Here is a 15,026-nt window from a genome sequence, read left to right as displayed (position 1 = left end):
GTTCTTACTACTCTTGAAGTAGCTTTTTTTATTATACTCTTGTATTTTTTTCTTGTCAAGTATTTTTTACAACTTTTTTGTTTTATTTTTACTTAACTTTTACAAAAGTTTTGTTGCCTTAGTTGACAACTATTATAGTTTAGCATTTTATTGTTTTACTGTCAACTGTTTTTTTTATTTTTTTCCGTATTTTTTTGTTTTTTATTTAAAAAATAACAGCTACTTTTGTTGTAGCTGTTATATATTACTATTTTTGTTTTTCTTTGTCAAGTATTTTATACGGCTTTTATATTAAAATTTAATTTTTCTAATGTTTCTATATCCTCTTCTATTGAAGGTCCTTCTGTTGTAAGAAGAACTCCTGATATAGTTGCATTTGCTCCGCTTCTAAAGGCAGACTTTCCAAATCCATCCATTAGGGCTCTTCCTCCAGCTAATCTTATGAAGGCATCTTTTAATATAAACCTGTATGTGGCACATGTCCTATTTACTTCTTCCATAGATAATTTTTCATTATTTTCTAGTGGTGTGTTTTTTACTGGGTTAAGTAAATTTACAGGCACTGATTTTATATTTAAATCTCTAAGCTCTAATGCCATATCTATTCTATCTATAAAACTTTCCCCTAATCCTATTAGTCCACCTGAGCAAATTTCCATTCCTGAAGCTTGTGCTGCTTTTATTGTGTTTATTTTTTGATCATAACTATGCGTTGTGCATATTTCTTTAAAATAATTTCTAGATGTTTCTAAGTTGTTGTGCACTCTTTTTATTCCAGCATCTTTTAACTTTTTAAATCCTTCTTGAGATATTAATCCTCCTGAAAGGCATACTCTTATCCCTGGTGCTCTTTTATATATTTCTCTTGTTATGTCACAAATCTTTTCTATGTCATCTTCAGTGAGAGATTTGCCACTTGCTACCATAGAAAATCTTGGAACTCCTCTATTATATTTGTCTACTGCATCTTCGACTATTGTTTCTTTATCCAAAAGATCATATTCTTTTACTCTTGTTTTGTAGTGAGAAGACTGTGCACAAAATTTACAATTTTCAGAACACTTTCCACTCTTTGCATTTATTATGGTACAAATGTCAAAATCATTGCCACAAAAATATTCTCGAAGTTCATTTGCTGCTGAGGTTAGTTTTTCATAATCACTTTTATAAATTTCTATGGCTTCTTCCCTTGTCACTTCATATCCATTTTTAACTTTTTCTTTTAATTCAAAAATATCCATCTCTTCAACTCCTAGAAGTTATTATATATTTCTGAACTTTTATTGTCAATTATTTTATAATTTTAGTTAACGTAATATTCAAATACACCAAATTTAATTTCTTCGCCTAATTTTCTAAACTTATTTTCATATTCTGTGACAATATTTTCTGGATAATCTTCTAATTTCATATCAAAGTCATATATTAAAATGGAAAATCCTTCATCTATAAAATAATCCAAACTTTCTTCGAACAGTTCTAAGTCATCTGTTTTAAAAAATATTTGAGATTTTGGTTTTAAAATCACTTTATATTTTTCAAGTAACCTTGGATAAGTTAGTCTCCTTTTTTTGTGTTTCGATTTTGGCCATGGATTACAAAAATTTATATATATTCTATTGATTTCGTCTTTGTCAAAATAGTCCAATATGTTCTCTGCATTTATTGGCATAGCCCTAACATTAGTTAAATCTTCTTCTAATATTTTTCTTGTTGCATATATTAATGCATTTGTTTCAATATCTACCATTATATAATTAATATTTTTATTTCTTTTTGCTGACTCTATTGTAAATTTTCCTTTACCTGCCCCTATTTCAAGATAAATCGGATTGTCATTTCCAAAAATTTCTTTCCACTTTCCTTTGTTCTCTTCTCCGTTAAAAAATACGTATGGGTTTTTACGCATTTCAGGTATAGCAAAATGTTTTTTCCTAAGTCTCATAAGCATTCTCCTTTTTAGCTTATGGTATTATAACACATGATTTCCCCCTGTCAACAAATCTAATTAATTTTTATAATTTTATTTATTATAATATAAATGGGAAAATAATAGTTACAATTTATACTACTTTATTTTGATATTAATTTTTTGCTCTTTTCGTTCTACCAGTTTTATAATCTATGTCTACGCCTTCTTCTATATTTTTTGCAAAAACTCTAAACTTTATTTTTTTTCCATTGTCTTCAATACTATAAGCTTCAATTATAACTCCTCTTGCAACTAATTCATCCCCTACAAAAATTGGCGTTACTCTATATCTCACCTTTTTGCCAGTGTTTTTTATATATTCTGCCACTACATTTTCGAAAGGAAGCATTCCTTTTGTATTAAATGATCTTGTCCCCGTCATTAGATTTTTCCAATTGTCATTTTCTCCAGTTAATTGATACGCAATTAAGTGACACCTATTATAAACTGCTCCTCCGTCTACAAACTTATAAAATTTTTGGTTCCAACCGCTGGGATAGACTTTCGAAATATCTCCCCTTGCCTTTTTAGGTAAACTTTCTGGTCCAATTAATGCATTAGCAGGACCTACTCTATTTAAGTTATCCAGCTCTGAAAATTCTTGATAATCTGGAGCCATTTGCAAATCTTCATTAGAAAATTGTGGAGGATTTTTATCTATTTCATAGTAGATGCTCTTTCCCTTTACTTCATATTCATTTTGAAATATTCCTAAAATTTCTTCTGCTATATTTATAAAATTCTTATTTTTATAATTTTTATCAAAGTCTTGTAAGTTATCTATTCCAAACAAAACTCCAATAATAGTGAGTATAAGTGCTGTTATAATTTTTGTATTTTTATTTTTCTTCAATGATACTCCTCTTTCTAAAAAGACAAATCCAAACTGCTTTATTTTGGAACACTACTTGATGTTTCTCATGGGCTTTTATTTCTAAAAAATCTCCTTCTTCTAATTCCAATATTTTTCCTTTTATAAATTTAATTTTTGCACTACCACTTATTAGAAAAACCAATTCTATCTCTTTTTGATCATAAACTTGTGTAACTTGATTTAAAGACATTGTTCTCAAAATTTTAATATCTCTATCTTCATAAATAATTTCTTCTAATTCTCTATCTTCTGAAAATTTTATATTTTTATAAATGTTAAATATTTCTTTATTCATGACAATATTATATAAGATTATCTTTCTATATGAAACTACAAATGAAACGTATTTTACTTTAATAACAAAATATCATTTTAAATTAAAATTACTTCACAAACTTAATTTTAAATATTATAATTGATATAAATATAAAACTTATTTTTTATATAGACAAACGATATCATAGACTATATAAGTTTTTTTAGTTATAATTTTATGAGCGTATTTTACTTTATTAAAAATTTAAGAAAGGTTGTGATGATTTTATTATTTATCAATTAATAAATAAAGATTTTTGTTTTATTCAAGGAGGTTTTTTATGGAAAACAAAAATTTAAAACCTAAAGCAAATGGTGCAGCACTTCTTCCTTTTATAACTTTTGTCCTTGTATATCTTTTAACTGGACTAATTTTAAATAATATGGGGATCGAGATGGCATTCTATCAAGTCGCTGCTCCTGTATGTATTTTGCCAGCTATTATTTTAGCATTTATTATGTTTGATGGATCTATGGATGACAAATTTAATGACTTTGTAAGAGGCTGCGGAGATGAAAACATAATTATAATGTGTCTTATATACATATTGGCTGGAGCCTTTGCCACAGTGTCCAAAGCTTCCGGAGGAGTTGACTCTGTTGTAAACTTTGCTCTGTCTTTAATTCCTGTTCAATATATTACAGCTGGAATTTTTTTGATTGGATGTTTTATCTCTATTTCAACAGGGACTTCAGTAGGAACAATTTCTGCAGTAGGACCTATTGCAGTTGGTGTAGCAACTAAGGGAAATCTTCCGCTTACACTTGTAATTGGATCTCTAGTTGGGGGAGCTATGTTTGGAGATAACTTGTCTGTTATATCTGATACTACAATTGCTGCAACTAGAACTCAAAATGTAGATATGAAAGACAAATTCAGAGCAAATATAAAAATCGCACTTCCTGCAGCTATCATCACTTTTATTATCTTATTGATTGTAGGAAAACCAGAGGGCGAAGTTGCACTTGATGATCTTTATTACAATTTTGTTCTTATAATTCCTTATCTTTTTGTTCTAATTACAGCTCTTATAGGTATGAATGTCTTTTTAGTTTTAACTAGTGGAATTGTTCTATCTGGAATTATAGGAATAATAACTGGCGGTCTAACTATGATGACTTTTGCACAAAATATTTTTGAAGGTTTTAGTGGAATGTTTGAAATCTTCTTATTGTCACTATTAACAGGCGGCCTTTCCTATATGGTTTCTAGCAATGGCGGGATAGCATGGCTTGTGCAAAAAATCAGTGGTTTTGCAAAAGATGTTAAGTCTGCAGAAATTTCAATTGCTCTACTTACACTTTTAACAGATGCTGCAACTGCAAATAACACTGTTGCAATAATAATTGGCGGCCCTGTTGCAAAAGAAATATCAAATGATTTTAATGTCGACCCAAGAAGATCTGCTTCTTTCTTGGATACTTTCTCCTGTGTGATGCAAGGTATTATTCCTTATGGTGCTCAAATTTTAATAGCAGCAGGTCTAACTAAAGAACTAGGAACTCAGGCTATTTCTCCTATTGAGATAATACCATTTTTATGGTATCAAGGTTTTCTTTTCTTGTTTGCAATTCTTTCCATATTTATAAGATTTGCAGACCCAAAAGGCAAATGGAATTTTGAACTAGATATTCCACAAGAAGAAGTCAATCAAAATTTAAAATAATTATTTTATTTTTTAAGGAGGTATTTTATGAATAGTAAAGATGAAATTAAAAAAATGCACTTTGAAACTAAAGCTATACATGGTGGATATGAAAAAAACAAATATGGTGCTTTAGCCACTCCTATCTATCAAACTTCTACATTTATTTTCGATTCTGCAGAACAAGGTGGAAATAGATTTGCTCTTGAAGAAGATGGCTACATATATTCAAGACTTGGAAATCCAACTAATACTCAGCTTGAAGAAAAAGTTGCACTTCTTGAAGAAGGTGAGGCTTGTGTTTCTACTGCTTCTGGTATGGGTGCTATAACTTCTACCTTTTGGCCTTTCATCAAATGTGGCGATCACGTTATAGCTGCAAAAACTCTTTACGGCTGTACTTTTGCATTTTTAGAACACTCCGTATCAAAAATGGGTGTTGAGGTTGACTTTGTAGATATTACAAATGTGGATAATATCTTAAATTCAATAAAAGAAAATACAAAAATTGTCTACTTAGAAACTCCAGCGAACCCTAATATGGATATGTGCGACATAAAACTTGTCGCTACAAAAGTTCACGAAATAAACAAGGACTGTCTTGTAATCGTAGATAACACTTATTGCACTCCTTATATTCAAAGACCACTAACACTCGGTGCAGATATTGTGGTTCACTCTGCAACAAAATACTTAAATGGTCACGGTGATGTTATTGCTGGATTTGCTGTTGGCAGAAAAGAATTAATTGATCAGATTAGACTCGTTGGCGTTAAAGATTGTACTGGAGCAGTGCTTGCACCTTTTAATGCCTATTTAGTTTTAAGAGGAATGAAAACTCTTCAAATTAGAATGGAAAAGCACTGCCAAAATGCAATGAAAGTTGCAGAATTTTTGGAAAAACATCCAAAAGTTAAAAATATTGAATATCCAGGTCTTAAATCTTTTAAATATTACGAAATTGCTAAAAAACAAATGAATCTTCCTGGTGCAATGATTGCTTTTGAAATTGAAGGTGGAAAAGAAGCTGGTGTAAAACTTATGAACAGTGTAAAACTTTGCACACTTGCAGTTTCTCTTGGAGATGCAGAAACACTTATCCAACACCCTGCTTCCATGACCCACTCTCCTTACACACCAGAGGAAAGAACTGCGGCAGGAATATCTGAAGGTTTAATAAGACTTTCTGTCGGTCTTGAAAATGCAGATGATATAATAGAAGATTTAAAAAATGCTTTTGATAAAATTTAAAATAAAATTTAATTTTCGGACTATTGCCCCAGCGATAGTCCTTTTATTTTTTAATAAATTTATAAATAAAATCTTACCTTTATTTATAGATTTATTTGTTTTATGATAGAATCAACTTGTGTTTAAGGAGATTTTTATGAAAATTGAAGTAAAAGAAAATAATTATACTATTGATATTGATTATAAAAGTGATTTAAAATTAAAAAACTATTTAAATAAAAATAGAGATGCTAAATATTTAGTTATAACAGATAAAACTGTTTTTGATATCTACAGTGAAAGAATAAATTATATAATGGAAGACCTAAATTTTTTTATTTATAAATTTTCTCCTGGCGAAAATTCTAAATCTATGGAAAACTTTATAAAGATAAATAAATTTTTGTCGGAAAATAATTTTAACAGAGGTGATATTATAATTGCTTTTGGTGGCGGTGTAGTTGGCGACATATCCGGTTTTGTTGCATCAACTTATCTTAGAGGAATAAATTTTATTTCCGTACCCACAACTCTTTTATCCATGATTGATTCTTCTGTTGGTGGCAAAAATGGAATTAATTTTTTAAATTTAAAAAATCAAATAGGAAGTTTTTATTTTCCACAGTATGTGCACATTGACTACAGCTTTCTAGAAACTTTAGATAATAAAAATATAAACAATGGACTCGCAGAAATCTTTAAATATTCTGTATTAAAAGATAGAGAACTATTTGACTACTTAAAAGATTGTGGTTCTCTGGATTATGAAAAAATTATTTATAGGTCATTAAATATAAAATTGGACTTTGTAAGAGATGACGAAAAGGACAAAGGTAAAAGACAAAGATTAAATTTAGGTCACACCATTGGTCATGGAATAGAATCACTTTCAAATTACAATTTAAATCATGGTGAAAGCATTGGAATAGGAACAATTTATATGGCAAGAGCAAGTTATAAAATGGGCCTTTCTGAAGACGATTTTTCAAAAGAGTTGATTTCCACTTTTAAAAAATATGGTCTTCCAACTCAATACGAGTTTAATACAGATGAAATTTTAAAAATTTTAAAACACGACAAGAAGATAAATAAAAACTTAATAAATATTATTCTTCCTATAAAAATCGGTGAAGTAACAAATAAAAAAATTAGCTTTGATGAACTTAGAGAAATAATTGAACTGGGAAAAGAAAATGAATCGAGTTATTGAAAATAAAAAATTAAGTGGAGAAATCCAAGCTATAACATCTAAATCCTATGCCCACAGAGCCCTCTTTTGTGCAGCACTTGCAGAAGGTGAATCTATAATTGAAATAGAAGATATTTCCAAAGATATTGAATCTTCTATAAATTCTATAAGGGCATTGGGTGTAGAAATAATTAAAAAAGACAATAAATTTCATATAAAACCTCCAAAATCTTTTAAGAAAAATGTGACAATAGACGTTTATGAAAGTGGAACTACTTTACGACTTCTACTCCCAATAATTGCAATTCTTGGAATAAGTGCAAAAATAATTAGACATGGTACTTTAATAAATAGAACTAACTCTGTTTATTTCAATTTATTTTCAAAACATGGTGTAAATATTTATGAAAAAAATGAGTGTATTTTCTTAGAAGGAAAACTATTAAATTATAATTTTGAACTCCCTGGAAATATTAGTTCACAATTTATCTCTGGTCTTTTAATTGCATCAGGCTATTCTTCTAAAGATTTTAATATTAGAATTACTACTGAAATAGAATCAAAACCCTACATCTGTATGACTATTGATGTGATGAAAAAATTTGGTGCAAATGTTATTGAAAAAAATAATTTATATATCTGTAAAAATAACTTTAAAGCAACAAATTATATTGTGGAAAGAGATTGGAGCAATGCACTATTTTTCTTGGTAACTGGCATAGAAGTAAAAGGCTTAAACAAAAATTCCAAACAGGGTGACAAAAATGCTTTAAAATTTTTAAAATCCTTGGGCTACGAAAATATTTCTATGGGAAATTTTAAACTTTCAAAAATAAAAGATGCAAAAGAAAGAATTATTTTGGATGCAAAGGATATGCCCGATGTAGTGCCCATTCTCTCTATAATATCTGCACTTTCCAACAAAAAAATAGAAGTAATAAATATAAAAAGATTAAAATTAAAGGAAAGTGACAGGATAAATAGTACAATTGAAATGCTAAATAATTTGGGAATAGCAGTTAATTTATTTGAAAATTCTTTTTCTTTTAATGGACTAGATAATTTTAAAAGCACTACAATCAATTCCTATAATGATCACAGGATTGCTATGGCTGCGAGTATTGCAGCAACTTTTGCAGATGGTCCTATTACAATTATAAATAGCCAATGCGTTGAAAAATCTTATAAAAACTTTTTTCATGATTTTGAATCTTTGGGAGGAATAACACATGTCATATAGTTTTGGAAACAATTTTAAAATTACATTATTTGGTCAGTCCCATTCAAAAGAAATTGGAATTGTCATTGATGGCGTAAAAACAGGTTATAAAATAAATTATGATTTAATAGAAAAAAATTTAGATAGAAGAAGACCTGGTAAAAATAAATTTTCAACTTCAAGAAAAGAATTAGATGAATTTAAAATTGTAAGCGGTGAAGTGGATGGCATAACTTGTGGTGCTCCTTTATCTATAATAATAAAAAATAAAGATCAAAAAAGTGAAGACTATGAAAATTTAAAAGATCATCCTCGCCCATCTCACGCAGATTATCCTGCCTATGTTAAATACAATGGCTACAATGACATTAGAGGTGGTGGACAATTTTCTGGTAGAATGACTGCTCCAATAGTAATTGCCGGTTCCATTGCAGAAGATTTACTTTTGAAAAGAAATATTAAAATCATATCTAAAATTAAAAGTATAGGACAAGTTAATGATGTTGATTTAAACTATGAAGATTTAAATAATGATGAATTCTATAATTTAAAAAACTCTTATTTCCCTGTCTTTGACAAATTTTCAAAAGAAGAAATGCAAAAAGAAATTTTAAGTGCAAAGGAAAAAAGTGATTCCATTGGTGGAATTATTGAAACTGCTATTTTAAATATGCCTATTGGAATTGGAGAACCATTTTTTGATTCTATGGAGTCAGTTATATCTCATGCTATCTTTTCTGTGCCAGGAGTTAAGGGCATCGAATTTGGAAGTGGATTTGAAGCAGCAAAAATGTTTGGAAGTTACCACAATGATTCCTACTATTATGATAATGGAAAAGTTAAAACGAAAACAAATAACCATGGAGGTATTATTGGAGGTCTATCCACTTCGATGCCAATAATTTTTAGAACTGCAATAAAACCAACAAGCTCCATTGGAAAAGCTCAAGAAACTATTTCTATTAAAAATAAAAAAGTTGAAAATTTAAAAATAAATGGAAGACATGACCCATCAATTGTCCCAAGAGCAGTTGTGGCACTAGAAACGATGACTGCAATTGCAATTTTAGATCTAGTTATAGAAGGTGAGAAATGGAAAATTTAAAGGAATCGAGAAAAACTTTGGATGAAATTGATTCAAAAATAATTTTACTTTTAGAAGAGCGAATGAATGTTGCAAAAGGCATTGGCATCTACAAATTAAATCACAATTTAAACACGACTGATAAAAACCGAGAAAAAGATATAATAGAAAATTTAGAAAGTAAAATTAACCCAGAATTTAAAAATATTGTAATGCCAATTTATAAAGAAATCTTTAGTGAAAGCAAAAAAATCATCTCAAAAGTTAAAGAGGAAAATTTTCATTATGGGCTAATCGGCGAAAGCTTATCTCATAGCAAATCAAAAGAGATTCACGAGTCCTTTAGAAAATACAATTATAATTTAAAAAATATTGAAAAAAGTAAACTAAAAGATTTTTTTAAAAAAAGAAATTTCACAGGAATAAATGTTACAATCCCTTACAAGGAAACTTCCTTAAAATATTTAGATAAAATAGACCCCCTTGCAAAAGAAATTGGCGCGGTAAACACAATTGTTAACAGAAATGGCAAATTAATTGGATACAACACAGATTATCTTGGATTTTCTTATAGCATTAAACACTTTGGCATAAGTCTTAAAAATAAAAAAGTTTTAATTTTAGGAAGTGGTGGTGCAAGCAAAATGGTCCAAAAATTTGTAGAAGATAATCTTGCGAAAAATGTCACTGTCATAAGCAGAAGTTCTAAGAATAATTATGAAAATTTAAATAAGTTTAAAGATTATAATGTAATAATAAATGCAACTCCTGTTGGAATGTATCCAGATAACTTAGAATGCAAATTGGATTTAAATATTTTTAAAAGTTTAGAGAGCGTAGTAGATTTAATTTACAATCCTCTAAACACAAAATTAATTTTGGATGCAAAAAAGCTCGGTCTAAAAACAATGTCTGGACTATTAATGTTAGTAGCTCAAGCCTTTTACGCAGCAGAAATTTTCCTAAATGAAAAATTAGATGAAAATTTAATAGAAGAAATGTATTCTAAAATAAAAAGAAATATGGAAAATATTATATTAATTGGCATGCCTTCAAGTGGCAAAACTACAATGGGAAAACTTCTTTCAAAAAAATTAAATAGAGAATTTTTTGACACAGATAATTTAATTGAAGAGGAAGAAAATTTATCTGTATCGGAAATATTTGAAAATAAAGGCGAAAAATACTTTAGAGATCTAGAAACAAAAATTTTAGAAGAAGTCAGCAAAAAAAATGGCATAGTAATTGCAACTGGGGGTGGAACTCCTATTAAAGAAGTAAATAGAGATATGATTTTGCAAAATTCCATAGTAATTTATTTGAATAGAAATATTGAAAAACTTGAAACCTTTGGCAGACCTCTATCTAAAAATTTAAAAACTCTAGAAAAAATGTATGACAAAAGAAATCCAATATACAGTGATCTCTCTGACATAAAAATAAATGTAATCGAAGACAAGGAAAAAACTTTGGAATTAATTTTGGAGGAATTTGAAAAATATGAAAATTTTAGTAATTGATGGCCCTAATATAAATATGTTGGGTATAAGAGAAGTCGACATCTATGGCAGTGAAAATTATGAAACCTTACTAAAATCCTTTGACGAAATTTCAGAAATTGAAAATATTGACATTGAACATTTTCAATCAAATCATGAAGGTGAAATAGTTGATGTTATTCAAAAAAGTTACAAAAAAATTGATGGCATAGTTATAAATCCTGCGGCTTACACTCACACAAGTGTGGCAATACTTGACGCACTAAAAGCCGTTGACATTCCAACTGTTGAAGTGCACATATCAAAAGTATCTGAAAGAGAAGATTTTAGGCAAATAAATTTTATAAGAAATTTTGCTATAAAATCTTTTGAAGGTTGCGGAATTTTAGGATACAAAAAAGCAATAATATATCTAAAGAATTATTTAAAGGAGCAAAAATGAAATCACTTATAATAGATAATTACGATTCATACACTTATAATCTTTTTCAATTAATTGGAAAAGTCAGTGGGACAGAACCTATTGTAATTAAAAATGATGAAATGACTTATGACGAAATCTTAAATTTAGAATTTGACAATGTGATAATATCCCCTGGCCCTGGCAGTCCAGAAAAAGAAAAAGATTTTGGCGTGTGCAAAGAAATTATAGAAAATTTGGACAAACCAATTTTAGGTATTTGCTTAGGACATCAAGGAATTTATTATTACAATGGTGGCAAAATTTTAAAAGCAGAAATACCAATGCATGGAAGACAAAGTGAAGTAAATCACAACGAAAAAAATTTATTCAAGGGAATAAAAAATAATTTTAAGGTCACAAGATATCATTCACTAACTTGTGAAAACAAAGAACTTGAAAATATAAATATTGATGCAGTGACATCTGATGGCGTAGTAATGGGTATTTCTCACAAAAATAAACCAATTTACGGAGTGCAATTTCACCCTGAATCCATAGCAAGTGAATGTGGAGAAAAATTAATAGAAAATTTTATAGATATTTGTAAAGATTTTTATAATGAAGAAGAACTTTACTATGAAATAATCGATAAAAGTTTTGACACAAAAGAGATTTACGAAAAGCTTTATAATTACGACAAAAAGACTCTTTGGCTCGACAGCAGCAAAGTTGAAGAAGGTCTATCAAGATTTTCTATTTTTGGAATTTGCAGTCCCAAAAGAGGTCACAGTTTAAAATACAATGCCCATAGCAAAATTGTAGAAAAAATCTATGAAGGATCTAAAAAAGCAGAAAAATATAATGAGGATATTTTCACATTTTTAAAAGAAAATAGAAAAAAATGGAATTATGACAAGTCACTTCCCTTCGACTTTCAACTTGGGTATATTGGCTACTTGGGTTATGAACTAAAAAATGATACAGAAAAAGTTAAAAATAAACACTCTTATAAATATCCAGATGCCTATTTTAAATACTGCGACAGGGCTTTAGTCTACGATCACAAAGATGGCAAACTCTATATCCTTTCTTATAAAGACGACAAGAAATGGTTAAGTGAAGTCAAAAATATTTTAAATAAAAAATCAGAAACAGAAAAAGATAATAAAATAAAAAAAGAATTTCCAAAATTAAAATTTGTAAAAGACAAAGAAACCTATCTAAACGACATAAAAAAAATTAAAGAACTTATTTGCGAAGGAGAAACCTATGAAGTTTGCCTTACTAATAGATTAGATATTTTAGACAATATTGATGGGAAAAAATATTATATGAATTTAAGAGAAAAAAGTCCTGGACAATACAGTGCCTTTCTTCCCTTAGATGAAATTAAAATTGCCTCATCTTCTATGGAAAGATTCTTAAAAGTAGATGAGAATAAAATTGTGACTACTAAACCAATTAAGGGTACAATTAAACGTGGGAATTCAAAAGAAGAAGATCAAAAATTAATAAATGAACTTAGAAATGAAGAAAAGACAAAATCTGAAAATCTTATGATAGTGGATCTCCTCCGAAATGATTTGGGTAAATTCTGTGAAATTGGATCTGTCAATGTCCCAAAGTTAATGGACGTAGAAACCTACAAAACTCTTCACCAATTAGTTACAACAGTTTCTGGAAAAATAAAAGAAAATGTTGATGTAATTGATGTCCTAGAAAAAACTTTCCCAGGCGGTTCCATGACAGGTGCTCCCAAAAAAAGAACTCTCGAAATTATAGATGATTTGGAAAATGTCCCTCGCGGAGTTTATTCTGGTACAATTGGATATATTTCAAATAATTCTACAATGGATTTTAATATTGTCATAAGAACTGCTATAATTGAAAAAGATATGACTACAATTGGAGTTGGAGGTGCAATCATACTCCTATCTGATGCTGAAGATGAATTTGACGAAATTGTTTTAAAAGCTAAGGGGGCGCTATTGGCACTTCAGTCTTACTACAACAATTTTGACGAAATAGAAATTGAGGGAAGTCAAGAGGTAAAATGAAAAATAATTTAAGTAAAGGAAAAATTATAAAAGTTAGAGATTTAAATATTGGCGATGGGAGGCCTCTACTTATAGCTGGTCCTTGTTCCATAGAATCTCGCGATCATATAATAAAAGAAGCGAAATCACTAAAAAAAATGGGCGTAGATATTTTAAGAGGAGGTGCCTTTAAACCTAGAACAAGTCCCTACGACTTTCAAGGACTTGGCTTTAAAGGTGTAGAATACCTAAAAGAAGCATCAGAAAAGACAAGTCTTCCAATAGTTACAGAAGTTCTAAGCGAAGACCATGTTGATATGATGAAAGATTATGTAGATATTTTTCAAATAGGTTCTCGAAATATGTACAACTACTCTCTTTTAAAAAAAGTTGGAAAGACTAAAAAACCTGTTATATTAAAAAGAGGTTTTTCTGCAACTCTAAGAGAATGGGAAATGGCTGCAAAATATATTGAACTTGCGGGAAATGAAAATATAATTTTTTGTGAAAGAGGTATTAGAACTTTTGAAACAGAAACAAGAAATACTTTGGACCTTGCTGGAGCATATATATTAAAAGAAAAAACAAGTTATCCTGTGATTGTTGACCCAAGCCATGGAACTGGTAAAAGAGAATTAATAGAGCCAATGGTTAAAGCAAGTCTTGCTCTTGATTTTGATGGAGTTATGATAGAAGTTCATCCAAACCCAGATGATTCAAAAAGTGATGCAGCTCAAACTATTGACTATGAAACTTACGAAAAAATTTCAAATTATGTGAGAGATTTTTATGAAAATAGAATTTGACGATGGATATTCTTTTGGAAAAGGTGCTTTCGAAACAATAAAAATTGTAGATGGAAGACCTCTATTTTTAAAAGAACATATAGAAAGACTTGAAAAAAGTTTAAAATTTTTTGGAATAAATAGAAAAATAGAGTGCGATAAAATTTACGATTATCTATCTAAATCAGAGGAAAAAAATTTTGCACTTAAAATAATTGTTTCAGATGAAAATTTTATTTTGACATCAAGAGAAGACCATTACAAAAATAACTATAAAAAATTTAAACTTAAAATATCTGACGCAAAAAGAAATAGCACATCTAAAATAATTTACCACAAAAGCCTTTGCTACTATGAAAATATATTAGAGCACAAATTGGCAAATGAAAGTGACTATGACTCTTCTTTATTTTTAAATGAAAAAAATGAAGTTGCAGAAACTTCTTTTGCAAATATATTTTTCGTAAAAGAAAATAAAATCTATACTCCACCTATTTTTTCAGGCATTTTGAAGGGAACAATGAGAGATTTTTTGTTAGAAAACTATGAAATAAAAGAAAAAGCTATTAATTTTGGAGAACTATCAGACTTTGAAGAATGTTTTATATCAAACTCACTTATGGGAGTTAGAAATGTATCACTAATAAATTGTGAAAAAGAAAAAATAAAATTTAGTGGAGAAGACAACACAAAATTAATTCAAGATAATTTAAAAAAATTTGGATTTTAAAAGGCTGAAAAACTCCAGCCTCATATTTAACTTCCTAATAAATT

General features: G+C 28.9%; 14 protein-coding genes. 10 read left to right on the top strand and 4 right to left on the bottom strand.

The genetic code is table 11. From position 1 onward, the window contains the following. Positions 1–275 precede the first annotated feature (275 nt). The 4 genes from bioB to RH95_RS08380 all read right to left on the bottom strand — a co-directional run bounded on the left by bioB (position 276) and on the right by RH95_RS08380 (position 3,141). A complete protein-coding gene (bioB, locus tag RH95_RS08395; protein WP_010248053.1) occupies positions 276–1,241 on the bottom strand; it encodes a biotin synthase BioB in 966 nt (321 codons plus the stop codon). A gap of 62 nt (positions 1,242–1,303) precedes the next feature. After that, a complete protein-coding gene (gene trmB, locus RH95_RS08390) occupies positions 1,304–1,945 on the bottom strand; it encodes a tRNA (guanosine(46)-N7)-methyltransferase TrmB (RefSeq protein WP_010248050.1) in 642 nt (213 codons plus the stop codon). Positions 1,946–2,084: 139 nt separating this feature from the next. Next, a complete protein-coding gene (locus RH95_RS08385; protein WP_010248047.1) occupies positions 2,085–2,825 on the bottom strand; it encodes a DNA/RNA non-specific endonuclease in 741 nt (246 codons plus the stop codon). Beyond that, positions 2,812–3,141, bottom strand: a complete 330-nt coding sequence (locus RH95_RS08380; RefSeq protein WP_010248045.1) for an ectoine synthase — start codon at positions 3,139–3,141, stop codon at positions 2,812–2,814. Before RH95_RS08380 ends, RH95_RS08385 begins: the two co-directional genes overlap by 14 nt. A gap of 301 nt (positions 3,142–3,442) precedes the next feature. Between RH95_RS08380 and RH95_RS08375 the strand changes: the two genes are divergently transcribed. The 10 genes from RH95_RS08375 to RH95_RS08330 all read left to right on the top strand — a co-directional run bounded on the left by RH95_RS08375 (position 3,443) and on the right by RH95_RS08330 (position 14,982). Further along, complete coding sequence (locus RH95_RS08375) at positions 3,443–4,828, top strand: Na+/H+ antiporter NhaC family protein (protein WP_010248041.1); 1,386 nt, start codon at positions 3,443–3,445, stop codon at positions 4,826–4,828. Positions 4,829–4,855: 27 nt separating this feature from the next. Beyond that, complete coding sequence (gene megL / locus RH95_RS08370; protein ID WP_010248038.1) at positions 4,856–6,058, top strand: methionine gamma-lyase; 1,203 nt, start codon at positions 4,856–4,858, stop codon at positions 6,056–6,058. Positions 6,059–6,194: 136 nt separating this feature from the next. Then, a complete protein-coding gene (gene aroB, locus RH95_RS08365) occupies positions 6,195–7,247 on the top strand; it encodes a 3-dehydroquinate synthase (protein ID WP_010248035.1) in 1,053 nt (350 codons plus the stop codon). Beyond that, the gene (locus RH95_RS08360) at positions 7,231–8,466 is read left to right on the top strand and encodes a 3-phosphoshikimate 1-carboxyvinyltransferase (RefSeq protein WP_010248032.1); all 1,236 of its coding nucleotides are present in this window, start codon (positions 7,231–7,233) and stop codon (positions 8,464–8,466) included. Before aroB ends, RH95_RS08360 begins: the two co-directional genes overlap by 17 nt. Next, positions 8,456–9,550 carry a chorismate synthase gene (aroC, locus tag RH95_RS08355; RefSeq protein WP_010248029.1) on the top strand — a complete coding sequence of 365 codons (1,095 nt, stop codon included), beginning with the start codon at positions 8,456–8,458 and terminating at the stop codon, positions 9,548–9,550. The genes RH95_RS08360 and aroC overlap by 11 nt, the downstream gene beginning before the upstream one ends. Then, the gene (locus RH95_RS08350) at positions 9,538–11,049 is read left to right on the top strand and encodes a shikimate kinase (RefSeq protein ID WP_010248026.1); all 1,512 of its coding nucleotides are present in this window, start codon (positions 9,538–9,540) and stop codon (positions 11,047–11,049) included. The genes aroC and RH95_RS08350 overlap by 13 nt, the downstream gene beginning before the upstream one ends. Next, a complete protein-coding gene (locus tag RH95_RS08345; protein WP_010248024.1) occupies positions 11,030–11,470 on the top strand; it encodes a type II 3-dehydroquinate dehydratase in 441 nt (146 codons plus the stop codon). The genes RH95_RS08350 and RH95_RS08345 overlap by 20 nt, the downstream gene beginning before the upstream one ends. Next, on the top strand, positions 11,467–13,488 hold the full coding sequence (gene pabB, locus RH95_RS08340) for an aminodeoxychorismate synthase component I (RefSeq protein ID WP_010248021.1): 2,022 nt from the start codon (positions 11,467–11,469) through the stop codon (positions 13,486–13,488). Before RH95_RS08345 ends, pabB begins: the two co-directional genes overlap by 4 nt. Next, the gene (aroF, locus tag RH95_RS08335; RefSeq protein ID WP_010248018.1) at positions 13,485–14,273 is read left to right on the top strand and encodes a 3-deoxy-7-phosphoheptulonate synthase; all 789 of its coding nucleotides are present in this window, start codon (positions 13,485–13,487) and stop codon (positions 14,271–14,273) included. Before pabB ends, aroF begins: the two co-directional genes overlap by 4 nt. After that, complete coding sequence (locus RH95_RS08330) at positions 14,257–14,982, top strand: aminotransferase class IV (RefSeq protein ID WP_010248015.1); 726 nt, start codon at positions 14,257–14,259, stop codon at positions 14,980–14,982. Before aroF ends, RH95_RS08330 begins: the two co-directional genes overlap by 17 nt. The last annotated feature ends 44 nt before the right edge of the window (positions 14,983–15,026 follow it).

It is taken from the genome of Peptoniphilus rhinitidis 1-13 (assembly GCF_000246925.1).
GTDB lineage: Bacteria > Bacillota > Clostridia > Tissierellales > Peptoniphilaceae > Peptoniphilus_A > Peptoniphilus_A lacydonensis.
The sequence above is the reverse complement of the archived record's forward strand: the minus strand, read 5'-3'. Positions and strand labels throughout refer to the sequence as shown.